General features: G+C 31.4%; 15 protein-coding genes, 1 other RNA gene and 1 other annotated feature. Of the genes, 1 reads left to right on the forward strand and 15 read right to left on the reverse strand.

Annotated features, from left to right (window positions below):
• Nucleotides 1-7: 7 nt before the first annotated feature.
• From Q2T46_RS01375 to Q2T46_RS01390, 4 genes are all read right to left on the reverse strand, one after another.
• The gene (locus Q2T46_RS01375) at nucleotides 8-1,291 is read right to left on the reverse strand and encodes an MFS transporter (RefSeq protein WP_303264580.1); all 1,284 of its coding nucleotides are present in this window, start codon (nucleotides 1,289-1,291) and stop codon (nucleotides 8-10) included.
• Between the two features lie 117 nt (nucleotides 1,292-1,408).
• The gene (locus Q2T46_RS01380) at nucleotides 1,409-1,768 is read right to left on the reverse strand and encodes an ATP-binding cassette domain-containing protein (RefSeq protein ID WP_311062444.1); all 360 of its coding nucleotides are present in this window, start codon (nucleotides 1,766-1,768) and stop codon (nucleotides 1,409-1,411) included.
• Entirely contained in the window at nucleotides 1,765-2,580 is an 816-nt protein-coding gene (locus Q2T46_RS01385; RefSeq protein WP_303264579.1) for a CPBP family intramembrane glutamic endopeptidase, read from the reverse strand. Before Q2T46_RS01385 ends, Q2T46_RS01380 begins: the two co-directional genes overlap by 4 nt.
• A 37-nt stretch (nucleotides 2,581-2,617) precedes the next feature.
• On the reverse strand, nucleotides 2,618-3,040 hold the full coding sequence (locus tag Q2T46_RS01390) for a CPBP family intramembrane glutamic endopeptidase (protein ID WP_303265722.1): 423 nt from the start codon (nucleotides 3,038-3,040) through the stop codon (nucleotides 2,618-2,620).
• Nucleotides 3,041-3,674: 634 nt separating this feature from the next.
• On the opposite strand from Q2T46_RS01390, the gene Q2T46_RS01395 reads away from it, so the two are divergent.
• Nucleotides 3,675-4,979, forward strand: a complete 1,305-nt coding sequence (locus tag Q2T46_RS01395) for a helix-turn-helix transcriptional regulator (protein ID WP_303264578.1) — start codon at nucleotides 3,675-3,677, stop codon at nucleotides 4,977-4,979.
• Here the strand turns inward: Q2T46_RS01395 and nifS are convergent, their stop codons facing one another.
• From nifS to Q2T46_RS01450, 11 genes are all read right to left on the reverse strand, one after another.
• On the reverse strand, nucleotides 4,980-6,161 hold the full coding sequence (gene nifS / locus Q2T46_RS01400) for a cysteine desulfurase NifS (protein ID WP_303264577.1): 1,182 nt from the start codon (nucleotides 6,159-6,161) through the stop codon (nucleotides 4,980-4,982).
• A gap of 10 nt (nucleotides 6,162-6,171) precedes the next feature.
• Complete coding sequence (locus Q2T46_RS01405) at nucleotides 6,172-6,621, reverse strand: Rrf2 family transcriptional regulator (protein WP_303264576.1); 450 nt, start codon at nucleotides 6,619-6,621, stop codon at nucleotides 6,172-6,174.
• A gap of 129 nt (nucleotides 6,622-6,750) precedes the next feature.
• A complete protein-coding gene (locus Q2T46_RS01410) occupies nucleotides 6,751-8,085 on the reverse strand; it encodes a replication-associated recombination protein A (RefSeq protein ID WP_303264575.1) in 1,335 nt (444 codons plus the stop codon).
• Nucleotides 8,086-8,230: 145 nt separating this feature from the next.
• The gene (gene uppS / locus Q2T46_RS01415) at nucleotides 8,231-8,881 is read right to left on the reverse strand and encodes a polyprenyl diphosphate synthase (protein WP_303264572.1); all 651 of its coding nucleotides are present in this window, start codon (nucleotides 8,879-8,881) and stop codon (nucleotides 8,231-8,233) included.
• Nucleotides 8,882-9,039: 158 nt separating this feature from the next.
• On the reverse strand, nucleotides 9,040-9,360 hold the full coding sequence (trxA, locus tag Q2T46_RS01420) for a thioredoxin (RefSeq protein WP_303264571.1): 321 nt from the start codon (nucleotides 9,358-9,360) through the stop codon (nucleotides 9,040-9,042).
• A 202-nt stretch (nucleotides 9,361-9,562) separates the two neighbouring features.
• A complete protein-coding gene (locus Q2T46_RS01425) occupies nucleotides 9,563-9,835 on the reverse strand; it encodes a metal-sensitive transcriptional regulator (protein ID WP_013297732.1) in 273 nt (90 codons plus the stop codon).
• Between the two features lie 72 nt (nucleotides 9,836-9,907).
• Nucleotides 9,908-10,663, reverse strand: coding sequence for a tRNA threonylcarbamoyladenosine dehydratase (locus tag Q2T46_RS01430; RefSeq protein ID WP_303265721.1), 756 nt, complete (start codon nucleotides 10,661-10,663; stop codon nucleotides 9,908-9,910).
• A 19-nt stretch (nucleotides 10,664-10,682) separates the two neighbouring features.
• Nucleotides 10,683-10,864, reverse strand: a non-coding RNA gene (gene ssrS, locus Q2T46_RS01435) — 6S RNA.
• Nucleotides 10,865-10,910: 46 nt separating this feature from the next.
• Entirely contained in the window at nucleotides 10,911-12,692 is a 1,782-nt protein-coding gene (gene aspS, locus Q2T46_RS01440; RefSeq protein ID WP_303264570.1) for an aspartate--tRNA ligase, read from the reverse strand.
• 15 nt (nucleotides 12,693-12,707) lie between these two features.
• Nucleotides 12,708-13,961 carry a histidine--tRNA ligase gene (gene hisS / locus Q2T46_RS01445; protein WP_303264569.1) on the reverse strand — a complete coding sequence of 418 codons (1,254 nt, stop codon included), beginning with the start codon at nucleotides 13,959-13,961 and terminating at the stop codon, nucleotides 12,708-12,710.
• 84 nt (nucleotides 13,962-14,045) lie between these two features.
• Nucleotides 14,046-14,245 (reverse strand) — a binding site (T-box leader).
• A 98-nt stretch (nucleotides 14,246-14,343) separates the two neighbouring features.
• Entirely contained in the window at nucleotides 14,344-15,264 is a 921-nt protein-coding gene (locus Q2T46_RS01450; protein ID WP_303264568.1) for an RluA family pseudouridine synthase, read from the reverse strand.
• Nucleotides 15,265-15,282: the final 18 nt, after the last annotated feature.

Raw genomic sequence — 15,282 nt, forward strand, 5'->3', positions numbered from 1 at the left:
AAATTTATTACTCTATTCCATCCTTTGTAGTTACAAAGTATTTCTGCTCACCATATAATAAATAATTTTTAAAAAACAATATTACAACAAAGTTTACAGAAGCACATATAATGATATTTATCCAACTGGGAATTTTGTCAAATAAAATTCCAAATATCATTTGTCCTAATGGAGTCACTATCATTAAGCAAGTACTTATCGTCGCTATTACTCTCCCCATCAATTTTAAAGGTATTTCTATTTGCAACATAGTAGTCAAAGCTATATTCCCTATGGATGTAATTAATCCGACAAAAAATATTATTATCATTAAGCTTATGTATGGTTTAAGAATGTAAGAAAAGCCCTGCAAATAGATAGGAGAAATTGTAAATGACAATAAAAAATATAATATAGAAACCGAAAATATATCTAAGAATAATATTTTACCTAATTTATATTTTTTTGTAATTATACTAGATATGAATGGTGATGCGATCATAGAAATTGCAAATGTAGATTGCAAAATTCCATATTGATAATCCGTAATTTTTAATATTTGTTTCGATATATATGTCAACCCTACAGATAATATAGGATTTGATGTGAAGTTAATAATTATACCTATAATTAATATATTCAAAATTAGCCTTTTACTTTTAATAAAATCAATACCCGTTAAGAAGTCATTTAAAAACGAATTTAGGTTTATTTTTTCTGGTTTATCATTTGTTTTCTGTATTTCTAACATAGACTCACACATAAATGAAAGAAGAAAACTTATAGCATTAATTGTCAATATTATGAATATATTAAAAACTTCTAATAAAATACCAGCTATAACAGGCGAAATCAAATTTGCTATATTCATAAACATCGTGTTAATACCATTAGCATCCGCTAATTCATAATTTTCTGCAATGGAAGGTATAACTGCTGCTATTGTAGGATTAAACATTGAGGAAATAGTAGAAAGTAAAACTGATAAAATATAAATTTGAGTTAATGTTAAAACGCCATTCATTTTGAAAATGATAGCATAAATTGCAACAATTGCTGCGCTTAGTAAATCTAACATCATAAGTAATTTCTTTCTATCAAACCAGTCGGCAATGACACCTGCAATATTGCCAAATATTATTTGAGGTACTAAAGTAATAGCCAATACTGATGCAAATTTTGTTGCAGATCCCGTAATTTTTAAAACGTACAACGACAATGCAAAATTTTGCATTTCACTTCCAAGGAGAGATACAAATTTCCCGGTAATAAGAAATAAAAAATTCTTTTTTCTAAAGATAGAGAGATTCATCTATTTACCTCCAGTAAGTATTTATATCAATTAATGCATCTTAAAAGTCAAACATGCCTTTAAAGCCTGCCTTTTTCTTATTGGACTGTAACTGCATTGTTTCTGTTTTTGTTAAAATTAGGGAGCCGCTGCCAAATTGATTATTACCTCATTCTCAATCTCTAACTCAAAATCAATATCAATATATTGTACGTCTTCATGAGATACTAATATAATTATCTTATTTTCTTTTATCTCTTCTATGTATTTGCATAAATTCCTTTTTGACTCTTCATCTAAAAATGTCATTGCTTCATCAAGTATTATTATTTGAGGATCATGTATTAATCCTCTTAATATAGTTATTTTTCTTCTCTGACCACCCGATAAGTTTTCTCCATTATTTGCAAGCATAAGGTTTAGATTTACTTTTTCATCATTAATAATGTCATTAAATCCTAATTTATTTGCCAGTGAAATTATTCTATTGTCGTCTATGTCTTTATGATTTTAAATTGAAATTTTCTTTTCCGTAGATTTTTATTGTAAAAATACTTACAAATATTGTATATTTCAATTATTATAACAGAAATCACCATCATATTGTCTATAAAATATACATAAATAGGCAATCTGTTATAAGGATATAGTTCAATAATTCTAGCATCTCCTATGAAATGCATGGCAGATGCGATATATATATTCCCTGTTCGCAAATATAAATAACTTGCAATAATACCTGAAATAAATACATTTAAAAAGTATGTTATATTCATATTTCCATGATGTACTAAATACGTTATAGGAAAATGTGACATCGAAAATATTGCATTTGTCAGAAGTATAGCAATTATTACTTTTAAAGCTTTATTCTTCAAAACAATCGTTTCTAAAACTTTGTAATAAAGAACCACCCTAAATAAATACTCCTCTTCTAATGCTACAAGAACAAAATAAAAATTTTGAAATAGTATCGTCATGGAGCTTCCAGTATTCCACACAAAATAATGTCCAATATGAAATGCATTTGATAATACTATTATAAGAATTATAAGCAACATTGTATAGGCAACTAATTCAAAAAAAGATTTTAAGGTAAACTTTACATATTTTATGTAGTTAAATTTATTTAACAAATATAATGCAAGAACTAACATCAAAAGCTGTATTCCATAATTCGTCATAGTTGTTAAATATAAGTTATTGTATTTTAAGATGAAAATTTTTATTATGTATATAATTGAAAATACTATTGCGATAAAAGCATAAACTGTTAAAATTATTTTTGTTAATTCTTTTCCTTTTATCATATCAAATCCTCCAATATCTTCATAAAAATAATATGGTCTAACTTTGCTCGTATCTGCTAAATAGTCTAAGATAATAGTGTTTAACCATATAATAACTTTCTATTAACATAATCGAAATTATTAAAGAAATGATTTCTCGATAATGATGATATCTTATATCAATTGTTGATAAAATTGGTAAATCATAATAAAAATGCATCATGCAAGCTAAGTATATATTGCCAGTTCGTAAAAAAAGATAACTGAAATAGATACCTGTTATAAATATTTCAAAAAGTGTAGAAATATTATAATGACGTATAGGATAATGGGCAATCGAGAATAAAATATTTGTTAATATTATACTAAATACTATTTTTAAGATGTTGCTTTTTAAATTTAATATTTCAGATATTTTAAAATAAAGAGTAATTCTATATAAATATTCTTCTGTTAACGCAACTAAAATAAATAAAATCATTTGTGATATTGCAACAATATAGTCTACCTTGTTCCAGCTTGCAATAATATTCTTAAAATCGGTCAATAAAAAATATTATATATTTTAAATATATCTAGTATATACTTGGTAAAAATTAGAGATAATGTCATAAATAGGAATGTTTTGATTATAGATTTAAAAGACGTCTTAATATATTTTGTATAATTAAATTTTTTAGTAGAAATAAAGCTAAAATTAACAACAAAATTTCCGTAATAAAATTGTAAACTAAATTACTACTTGTCATAACTAATGGATCATTATTTCTTATATTAAAAAAATGATATATACCTTCAAACAAATATATCATTATAAATTGATAAAAATATAAAGCCATGACAAAAATAAAAAATATTAAAATTAAAGCACTTAATTTTTTTATCATATATTTCACCTCATTGTTCAATTTTATTTTCAAAAACTATTATTCAATATAACAAATTCCTGAATTTTATTATAGTATCTTTATATTTTTTTGTAAAAGTAGTATAATATTTAAAAATAATTGTAATATTTCACCAATGTAATATACTTCCCTAATTTGCGTTTTTCCTTATGCTTTTATATGCCATCAATTAAAAAATACAAAATTGTAACTAATTGTTACAAGGTGGTGTTATTGTTGGATCTTTATATTGGAAGTAAAATAAAGGCTTTGAGACTTCAAAAGAAAATTTCTCAAAGCGTATTGTGCGATAATATTATGAATAGGGTTGTTTTAAGCAGGATTGAGAATAATAAAGCTTTACCTTCTTTAGAACAACTTATTCACATATCTGAGAAACTTGAAGTGCCTTTAAGTTATTTTATTAACGACGTTAAATACAATTATATTGATAACTCATCTTCTATCATCAGCGATTTATTTAATAGCCAGAATTATTATGAAATAGTAAAATTAATTGAGTACAATCATGATGAATTTTTAAAAACACAAGATTTTAACAAATATTATTATGGTGGCGCGTCTTTTTTTAATATAGGTTTATATAATGATGCTTTAAAATGTCTAAAAAGGTATGTTAATTTATTTCTTAAATCAAAGGAAGATATTCAAAAGCAGAATATAGATAATTTTTGCCAGGCTTTAAATATACTATTTAAAATAATGCTTAAAAATCATAATTATGAAAAAGGAATATGCTATTTAGAACTCGCTAAAAAATATTTATACGAGCTTGATTCTTTAAATCATTCTATCTGCTTTATTATACATAATAATTTAGCTTATCTATATCTTAATACTAATCAATTTCAAAAGGTTATAAATTTGCTGGAAGGTTTTATTAATACACATGACAATTTTATATATGTAAGAGCAATGCCACACATTTATATGTCTTTAAACATAGCTTGTTATAATATGGCTGATTATGAGAAATCTATTAAATATATTGAAAAGGCAATATTGTTGTTTAAGTATTTTGAAGACGAATATGATGCTGGAAGATGTCATCTAAATTATATAAATTCCCTACGATATAGCGGTAATTTAGACAGGGCTTTTGAAACAGTCAATAGATGTAAAAATGAATACAAAAAATATAATAAGCTATACTTAAGCTTTTTCATTCAGGAAATGATATTATATTTTAACATCGGCAATTACGACAAAGTAATGGAGATTTCAAGTGAAATAGAAGTCCATCAACTCTCTGAGATGAGTAATCACAATTATGAATTTATGATGGGCCATATAAAATATTTGCATAATGACTTTAATGGTGCTTATGGTTTATTTAAAAAATGTGAGAAGTATTTTTTAAAACAATACTATTATCGCGATTTATTGCTGCTTTATGATGATTTATATAATATGACAAAAGACATTTCTTATAAAGCAAAGCAAAATGAGATTATGAATAAGAATGGGAGAAAAAATATAGTGATGGATTCATTGCTGAACCATCACACATAACTATACAAGTTTTTTCTCCTCTTTAATCCTTTCAAAAAGTGGCGACATCTGCCTCAATCTATCTACTATTTTAGGCAGTTTATTTATTACCGTGTCGATTTCTTCTTCCGTATTTTCTTCTCCTATGGTAAGTCTCAATGAACCATGGGCTATTTCTTCTGGCAGTCCAATCGCTAATAGCACGTGAGATGGATCAATGCTTCCTGCGGTACATGCAGAACCGCTGGATGCACAAATTCCCTCCATGTCAAGACTTAGTATAAGCGATTCGCCATCAACAAATTCGAAAGAAACATTGACATTTCCAGGAAGTCTCTTCACTGGATGTCCATTTAGACGGGTATATGGTATTTTAAGTATCCCATCTATAAGCTTATCTCTAAGCATTATCAGTTTCTTTATATGTTCATCGATGTTTTTAGTGACAAGTTCTATAGCTGTGCCAAATCCAACAATTCCAGCCACATTTTCTGTCCCTGCCCTTCTATTTCTTTCTTGGGCTCCACCTTGTAAAAGTGTATCAATTCTTAAGCCTTTCCTAATATAAAGTGCTCCAACTCCTTTAGGTCCGTATATCTTATGTGCTGACATTGACAACATATCCACATCCAATTCTTTTACATCGATAGGTACATTTCCAACTGCTTGTACTGCATCTGTATGAAACAATACGCCTTTTTCGTGTGACACATTGGCAAGTTCTTCTATTGGTTCTATTGTACCTATTTCATTGTTTGCACACATTATCGATACAAGTATTGTATTATCTTTTATTGCTCTTTTTAATTCATTTGGATCGACTAATCCATACTCATCTACAGGCAAATAAGTTATTTCAAATCCTTGATTTTCAAGGTATTGGCATGTATGCAGTATTGCATGGTGTTCTACGCTGGATGTTATTATGTGATTGCCTTTGTCTTTTAAGGCATACGCAGCGCCTTTTAAAGCCCAGTTGTCTGATTCGGTTCCTCCACTTGTAAAAAAAATTTCATCTGCATTAGCACCGATTGCAGCGGCTACTCTATCTCTAGCTTCTTCTATTGCCTTCTTGGCTTCTTGTCCATAAGAGTAAAGCGAAGAAGGATTGCCAAAACGATTGTCTAAAAATGGCATCATGGAATCTAATACTTCTGGTTTCAATGGAGTAGTAGCTGCATTGTCAAGATAAATCCTATTCATAAAAAACCTCCTATATATAGTACATATACGAATTTTTCTGTATCATTTTTTTGTAGTCATCAACCATATCTTGTAGCGTTATTGAATCAATTACTTTATTTATAGCATCTCTGATTTTTTCTAATACTACTTTTGTTGGACATCCCCCTGATCTGCTACACTCAAACGGTAAGTCTTCTACAACACAATCTGAAGGAGCAAGTGATCCTTCCAAAGTTCTAATAACGTCACCTACAGTAATCTTATCAGGCGGAGCCGATAGCATATATCCGCCTTGTGCTCCACGTATACTTTTTACCAAATCAGCTTTTCTCAAAACAGCAATAAGCTGTTCTAAATAATGTTCTGATAAGCCTTCATTTTCTGCTATAACCTTTAATGATATCGGTCCCTCACCATAATACAAAGCAAGCTCAAACATAGCTTGAACTCCATATCTCCCTTTTGTTGATAATTTCATATAGACCCTCCTTAATACCGACTATTTTGCTCGGATTTCTATAAAATAAGATAACATTATAATATAGTTTTGTCAACAACTTATATAACATATAAAAGTCAAATTTTATTATATCCCTAAAAATAATAATTATCCTTCTGCATCATTGCTCTCTCTTAGGAATCTAAGCCATTCAGATATTTTCTTTTCATACCCCATTGTAGATGGATTGTAATATTTTTTTCCTATTAATTCGTCCGGTAGGTATTGTTGTTTCACATAATGATTTTTAAAATCATGTGCATACTTATATCCAACACCACGTTTTAAATTTTCAGCACCTTTATAATGAGCATCCTGAAGGTGCTTTGGAACAGCGCCAGTTTTAAGATTTTTAATGTCATCAAGGGCACTATCTATGCCCATTATAGATGAATTGCTTTTAGGTGCACAGGCAACATATATTGCAGCCTGTGCAAGTATTATTCTGCCTTCAGGCATGCCAATTTGATTTACTGCTTGCATGGCAGATACCGCTATATTAAGCGCATTTGGGTCTGCATTTCCAACATCCTCTGCTGCACAAATAACTATTCTCCTTGCGATAAACATGGGATCTTCTCCAGCATAAATCATCTTCGCAAGCCAGTACAAAGCAGCATCTGGATCAGACCCCCTCATGCTTTTGATAAAAGCAGAAATAGAATCATAATGATTGTCACCATCTTTGTCGTACTTTAAAGCCTTTTTTTGAATGCACTCTTGAGCTACTTCTATGTCTATGTTAATTACTCCATTTTCAGCCCTCTCCGTAGTTAAAAATGCTAGCTCTATTGCGTTAAGTGCAGTTCTCGCATCGCCATCAGAATATGTAATTATATGATTTAACGCGTCATCCGTTATCTTAATCTTTTCATTTCCGAGTCCTCGCTCTTCATCATTTAAAGCTCGTAAAACTATTTCTTTTATATCTTCATTGCTAAGTGGATAAAGTTCAAATATCATTGATCTAGATACTAAAGGACGGATAACCTCAAAATATGGATTTTCAGTTGTAGCACCAATCAAAATTATTGTTCCATCTTCAACATACGGAAGCAGTGCATCCTGCTGCGATTTATTAAAGCGGTGTATCTCATCAATAAATAATATGGTTCTTTTTCCATACATAGACAATCTATCTTTTGACTCATTTACTATTTTCTTTATATCTGTAACTCCTGATGTTACAGCATTTAATTTTTCAAAACTAGATTTCGTAGTATTAGCTATTATATTTGCAAGTGTTGTCTTACCTGTACCAGGTGGCCCATAAAATATAAGCGATCTGACTTTGTCAGCTTTTATAGCTCTATATAGAAGCTTATCACGCCCCAATATATGCTTTTGACCAACAAAATCTTCAAGAGTGGTTGGCCTCATCCGATCTGCCAACGGCGCATTACTATGTATAAAATTATTATGAGCAAACTGAAACATATCCATAATTTTCACCTTTTTCATACATCTTATAGAAGATTTTAAACTATCCTTTATACATTTCAGCACTATTATACTATATAAGTGAAGATTCACAAAAGCAATTTATTTCCTATTAAGTAATAAAAAATGCCATCAAAAATGATGACATTTACCCTCCCAATGTTATATCTTGTTTAGAATACCATTCAAGCGCTTCATAAAGATGTTGAGGCTTAAAATCCGGCCAGTAATCATCAATAACATAAAAGTCAGAATATATTGACTGGACAGGCAAAAATCCGCTTAATCTTCTCCTACCGCCCCATCTTATAATCAAATCTATTCGTGAAATATCTTTTGATGAAATTAAATCTAGTATATCTCTTTTTTCTCCATTGCTTAAAGCTTTCAATACATTATTCAAATCCCACTGCCAACCATAATTAACAAGAAAATTGACTTTCATTTTCCCCTCACCAATTCTCTTACGGCTTAAATATGGCAGCAATTCTTTTGGAAACATAGGAGAATTATAGTTTCCTATGACTAAAAGATCTGCATCTTCTTTTTCTAGCATTTTAACAGCATCGACACAAGCTTTTTTAAATGCTTCTGTCTGAACAGAAGGTCGTTTTGTATTATCCTGTGTAAAACCATAAAACGTCAATTCATTAACACCAAGCTCACGGCATAGCCTGTAAAGCGCGATCCCTGGTTCCAGTCCATATGAATAGCCCGCTTCTTTTGGCATATTTTTATTTTGTGCCCATCGTCTATTTCCGTCAGGAATAATTCCGATGTGATTTGGTATGCGATACAATTTTGTCCTCCCTTTCATTGTTATTATAAATACATTTTTTCCATTTGCTGATTAATTATACTAAATTATCATAATACAAAATTAATTCATCTTTTTTGCAAATAAAAAAACTGTTATGCAAATTTGCAATAACAGTCTAAATTCTACCTTTGGTTAAATTACATGTTTCTGTTTATAAAATCTTCAAAATCAGATTTTGGTCTTGCACCTACAATTTTGTCAACCATTTTTCCATCTTTAAAAAGTGCAATAGTAGGAATGCTCATTATCTTAAATTGCATTGCAAGCTCATTTTCTTCGTCTACATTGATTTTACCAACTTTGACTTTTCCTTCATAATCATTCGCAAGCTCTTCAATTATAGGTGATACCATTCTGCATGGACCACACCATTCTGCCCAAAAATCTACTAAAACAGGTATATTAGAATTAACAACTTCTTCCTGAAAATTATTTTTTGTTATTGTTACCTCTGCCATTTTTTCTACCTCCTAATATTTATATTTTTTTAACAACAGGTTTTTATTGGTAATTATTATCCTATTGCTATAATATTTTATACCTTTAAATGAAATAGATGTCAATAGCAATGAGATACTACATCTATTATTTAAAAAAATATTATCCTTCTTAAGAAAATTTAGATAAACCATAAAACGTATAGAAAAAGTAATTTCTGTTTTATTTCATAAATTTCATAAATGTATCCACAAGCTCATCAATCATATCATCTTGCTTCTCTGTATTAATAGCATCCTTCACACATCCCAAAGTATGACTTTTCAGCAATATCTTTCCTACGCTATTTATTGCTGATCTTACAGCAGCAACCTGTATAAGAACATCAACACAATATGTGTCCTTTTCAATCATTTTCTGAATTCCCTTTATCTGGCCTTCAATTTTTTTTAGCCTTCTAAGTAAATCCTCTTTGTCATCATGGTAAGAATTCATAATTTACCTCCTATACCCCTATCAGGTACAAATTTAGTATAAGTCTACTATTAAAATTTGTCAACATAGTTTTTAATTTTTATATCCTATTAAGTCCTTTATAACTTCACCTGCTAATATAAAACCAGCAACAGGTGGTACAAAAGACACACTTCCCGGTATTTGCCGTCTCTTAACACACGTCCTCTCCTTGTTTGTACATATACATTGTTGTTTGCATGTTTCAACATCTAAAAGAGGTTTAATAGGCTTTTCCTTAGAATAAACAACTTTTAATGATTTTATACCGCGTTTTCTAAGTTCGTATCTCATAACTTTTGCAAGGGGACAAATACTAGTCTCGTATAAATCAGCAACCTCAAATTTTGTAGGATCTAGTTTATTTGCTGCACCCATGCAGCTAATAATCGGTATGCCCATCTCATTGCACTTAACAACAAGGTCTATTTTTGACGAAACTGTGTCAATTGCATCAACAACATAATCGTAATCAGGAAATAATAACATATTGCTGTTTTCGCTGCTATAAAATGTTTGATAAGCAGTAACTTTAAGATTAGGATTTATCTCTAAAAGTCTTTCTTTCATCACTTCAACTTTGGGCTTGCCAACCGTTTTTCTTGTTGCATGTATTTGTCTATTTATGTTAGTTAAGCAAACTGTATCATCGTCTACAATTATTAATTTGCCCACACCACTTCTTGCTAAAGCTTCGGCTGTATATGAACCTACACCACCCATACCAAAGACTGCAACAGTACTTGTTTTTAATTTTTCCAAATTTTCTTTGCCTAATATTAATTCCGTTCTTGAAAAAGCGTGCAGCAATGTAAATTCCTCCAATAAAAAAATCCCCATAGTGCCGTTTAGTCGGTGGTTTTGAACCTGCTCTCGCAGGTGGGTGCCCTCCTGATAACTTCATATGTCCATTCAAAGATGGCTTATATTCCATTACCAGAGCCCAGGCTCCCTTTTCTATGTGTGTTGGCTCAAAACATTAACCGCATTTCACGCACACCATAGGGTTTCTATAAATATATTAGCACATTTTATTGGATTTTTCAAGGTTAAACGTTTATAGGTCAACCTTTATATGCAATTCATCTAACTGCTCTTTAGATACTTCTGATGGTGCATCAGACATCAGATCGCATGCATTTTGAGTTTTCGGAAATGCGATTACATCTCTAATATTGTCTGTTCCAGTAATAATCATAGTCAATCTGTCAAGGCCATATGCGATGCCACCGTGTGGAGGAGCACCATATTTAAAAGCATTTAATAAAAATCCAAATCTCGCTTCGGCATCCTCATCAGTAAAACCAAGTACCTTAAACATCTTCTTTTGTAATTCTGTATCATGTATTCTTATGCTGCCGCCGCCGATTTCCATTCCATTTAAAACAATATCGTATGCCTTTGCTCTTACGCGTCCCGGGTCCTTGTCAAGCATTTCTATGTCCTCGTCTTTTGGAGCAGTAAAAGGATGATGCATAGCAACAAATCTTTTTTCTTCTTCGCTGTATTCCAACAATGGGAAATCTACAACCCATAAAAACTCATATTTGCTTTCGTCAATGAGGTTATATCTTTTTCCCATTTCCAGCCTTAAATGCCCTAAAGCATCATAAACTACCATATTGTTTTTGTCAGCAACTATTAGTATTAAATCGCCTTTTTCGGCTTCCATAACATTTACAACTTGTGTCATTTCATCGTCTTTTAAAAATTTAGATATCTGTGACCTAGGACCGTCATCTAGCATTTGTATCCATACAAGCCCTTTTGCTTTGTATGTTTTTACATATTCTACCAGTTCATCTAATTGCCTTCTAGGCATAGATGACGCACCTTTTACATTTATACCTCTTACTGACCCGCCATTTTGTACGGCATCTTTAAACACTTTAAAATCAGAATCAGCAAATACAGAAGACAGATCTTTTAATTCCATGCCAAACCTCATATCAGGTTTATCAGACCCAAATCTATTCATAGCTTCTTGCCATGAAATTCTCTTAAATGGCACTTCCAAATCTATATCCAATATCTCTTTAAATATACGTGCTATCATCTTTTCATTAAGAGCAATAACATCATCTTCTTCAACAAACGACATCTCCATATCAATTTGAGTAAACTCCGGCTGCCTGTCTGCCCTTAAATCTTCATCCCTCAAGCATTTTGCAATTTGATAATATCTATCAAAACCTGATATCATCAAAAGCTGTTTAAATATTTGCGGTGACTGTGGCAGAGCAAAAAACTTGCCAGGCTGAACTCTGCTGGGAACTAGATAATCTCTTGCCCCTTCCGGTGTGCTTTTAATAAGCAGAGGTGTTTCTATATCGATAAAACCATTTTTATCTAAGAAATCTCTCACAATTCTCGTGATCCTATATCTAGTCATCAAAATTTTCTGCATTGAAGGTCTTCTTAAATCCAAATACCTGTACTTTAACCTTACTGATTCAGAAACATTATTTCTATCTTCTACCATAAATGGTGGTGTCTCAGCTTTACTTAATATCTTTAACTCGCTAACATAAATTTCTATGTTTCCTGTCTCTAAATTTGGATTTATGTTTTCATCAGATCTTCTTACTACTTCACCAGCAGCAGCCAAGACATACTCATTTCTTACATGTTGAGCTTTATCAAAAGCTTCTTTTGAAAGCTGTTCACTGCAGACTATTTGTATTAGGCCTGTTCTGTCACGCAATTCTAAAAATATCAATCCGCCTAAATCTCTTCTTCTTTGAACCCATCCCATAACTATAACACTCTTGCCTACATCCTCTAAAGTCAATTCACCACACATGTGTGTTCTTTTCATGCCAGATAATTGCTCTCCCATCAAATATACCTCCAATTATAATATTATTTTTTCATAGACATCATCTATACCAATTTCAATTTCCTCACCATTGTCCATATTTTTTAGTCTTACCACCTTATTTTTAAGTTCATCTTCACCTAAAATTATTGTATATCTGACATTTAATTTGTTAGCGTATTTCATCTGTGCTTTAAGACTCCTACCTATATTATCAATTTCTACAGAAATTCCCAAATTTCTAAGTTTAAGGGCCATAGAGAAAGCATACTTCTTTGCATCATTGCTTACAGTACAAATGAAAAGATCAGTTCTCTTTGGCAATGGTATCTCAATGCCGCTATTTTCCAATGTCAGCAATAACCTTTCGATGCCCATGCCAAATCCTACACCTGGTATAGATGGACCACCGCATTCTTCCACTAGGCCATCATATCTTCCTCCACCACAAACGGTACCTTGTGCACCTATATCATTTGAAATTATTTCAAAGGCTGTCTTTGTATAATAGTCAAGACCTCTAACTATCTTAGGATTAATAACAAATTTAAACCCGGCCTCTTTTAAATAAGATTGAAGATTTTCAAAGTGCTCTTTACAATCATCACAAAGATAGTTAAGCATTAAAGGCGCATCTTTCAATATTCTCTTGCAGCTCTCAACTTTACAATCAAGAACTCTCATCGGATTTATCTTATATCTTTCTTTGCAATCATCGCATAAATTTTCAATATTCTCACCTAAAAATTCTTTCAATGCTTTGTTATATTCTTTTCTGCAATTAGGACATCCAATGCTATTGATGTTGAGTTCTAAATTTTTAAGCCCCAATCTTTTAAAAAGTGTCATAGCAACACTGATTACTTCAGCATCAGCAGATGCATCGTGTGCACCAAACATCTCAATCCCAAATTGATGGTGTTCTCTAAGCCTACCTGACTGAGGTCTTTCATATCTATAGACTGGTGTTATGTAGTAAAGTTTAACTGGCATCGCTTCTGCATAGAGATTGTGCTCTACAAATGCTCTGACAGCAGGAGATGTCCCTTCAGGCTTCAAAGTAATACTTCTTCCGCCCTTATCATTAAAAGTGTACATTTCTTTTCTGACAATGTCAGTTGATTCACCAACGCCTCTTAAAAACAATTCTGTATGCTCAAATCCAGGCGTTCTAATTTCCCTAAATCCAAAATTGTCACATATTTCTCTAATGATATTCTCTACATAATGCCATTTATAGACTTCTGAAGGCAATACATCTTTTGTTCCTCTTGGTGCTTTTGTAAGCATTAAACCAACTCCTTATAAAATTCCTTCGTGAATAGATTGATTTTATTTATAGAAAAATAAAATCTCTCAATCCCGCAAATAAATTGCAGGGACGAGAGACCTTCCCGTGGTGCCACCCTGATTACAACTCTTTCCTTTAACGCAGGTTTACGTATATGGCCTACATATCGACCAATATGCTAATAGGTGTCTTTCATAAAAGCAGTGATATAAAGATACTCTCAGTCGCGGTATCTTCTCCCTTATATATGTGCTTTTACTACTCTCCTACTCATCGCATCATCGTATCAAACTGTTTATTTGATATTATAACTTTAATATGCTGACGTGTCAAGATAATATCAACATTATAAATTGGTTAAGATCACACTACTAAAATAAACTATTGCTTGCTTTTCAAAATATTTATTAATCTCTCAAAATACTCTGGTATTGGAGCTTCAAATTCCATATAAATTTTTTTAGATGGATGCACTAAGCCTAAAAGCTTAGAATGAAGCGCTTGTCCTAAAAGATTAAATCTTTGTTTTTTGTAGCCATACACTTCATCACCTACAATAGGGTGTCCAATATAAGACATATGAACTCTAATTTGATGTGTCCTGCCTGTTTTTATTGTAGCTTCAATAAGCGAATTATTTTTATACCTCTCAAGAACCTTATATAACGTAAGGGCATACCTGCCATCTTCTGTCACAGCCATTTTCTTTCTTTCAGCGTGATCTCTTCCAATAGGTACCTCTATGCTTCCTTCATCATCCTTTATGACACCTTCAACGATTGCAATGTATTTTTTTAAAATAGTCCTTTCTTTTATTTGATTTGAGAGATCTAAATGAGCCTTGTCATTTTTAGCAACAACCATTACGCCTGAAGTGTCTTTATCAAGTCTGTGAACAATTCCCGGTCTTAGCTCACCATTGATGCCTGATAAGTTTTTGCAATGGTAAAGAAGCGCATTTACAAGTGTGCCGCTGTAATTACCAGGAGCAGGATGTACAACCATTCCCTGAGGCTTATTTATCACAATAATATCATCATCCTCGTAAATAATGTCAAGAGGAATATTTTCAGGCATTAAATCTATTTTCTCCGCTTCAGGTATATTTACATCAACTGAATCTCCTTCTTTTAGTTTATAATTTGGTTTTATGGATGAACCATTGACTTTTACAAGCCCATTCAGTATTAATTTCTTTAAATATGATCTCGTATAATCCAATTCAGAAGCCAAGAAAGAATCTATTCTCATGTCTACATCATCTTTTTCTGCGATTATATTTATTTTATCAGCAATATTCATCCATAACAATCCTTTCGC

Origin of the sequence: Thermoanaerobacterium sp. CMT5567-10 (assembly GCF_030534315.2) — a bacterium.
In the GTDB taxonomy this organism is placed as follows: domain Bacteria; phylum Bacillota; class Thermoanaerobacteria; order Thermoanaerobacterales; family Thermoanaerobacteraceae; genus Thermoanaerobacterium.

Coding starts and splice junctions, on each gene's coding strand:
- nifS (WP_303264577.1), bottom strand. CDS start 6,161: ATGAATAGGATTTATCTTGACAATGCAGCTACTACTCCATTGAAACCA.
- trxA (WP_303264571.1), bottom strand. CDS start 9,360: ATGGCAGAGGTAACAATAACAAAAAATAATTTTCAGGAAGAAGTTGTT.
- Q2T46_RS01390 (WP_303265722.1), bottom strand. CDS start 3,040: ATGATTTTATTTATTTTAGTTGCGTTAACAGAAGAATATTTATATAGA.
- Q2T46_RS01405 (WP_303264576.1), bottom strand. CDS start 6,621: ATGAAATTATCAACAAAAGGGAGATATGGAGTTCAAGCTATGTTTGAG.
- aspS (WP_303264570.1), bottom strand. CDS start 12,692: ATGGGAGAGCAATTATCTGGCATGAAAAGAACACACATGTGTGGTGAA.
- Q2T46_RS01375 (WP_303264580.1), bottom strand. CDS start 1,291: ATGAATCTCTCTATCTTTAGAAAAAAGAATTTTTTATTTCTTATTACC.
- Q2T46_RS01425 (WP_013297732.1), bottom strand. CDS start 9,835: ATGAATTCTTACCATGATGACAAAGAGGATTTACTTAGAAGGCTAAAA.
- Q2T46_RS01385 (WP_303264579.1), bottom strand. CDS start 2,580: ATGATAAAAGGAAAAGAATTAACAAAAATAATTTTAACAGTTTATGCT.
- Q2T46_RS01410 (WP_303264575.1), bottom strand. CDS start 8,085: ATGGATATGTTTCAGTTTGCTCATAATAATTTTATACATAGTAATGCG.
- hisS (WP_303264569.1), bottom strand. CDS start 13,961: ATGCTTACAAAAGCACCAAGAGGAACAAAAGATGTATTGCCTTCAGAA.
- Q2T46_RS01450 (WP_303264568.1), bottom strand. CDS start 15,264: ATGAATATTGCTGATAAAATAAATATAATCGCAGAAAAAGATGATGTA.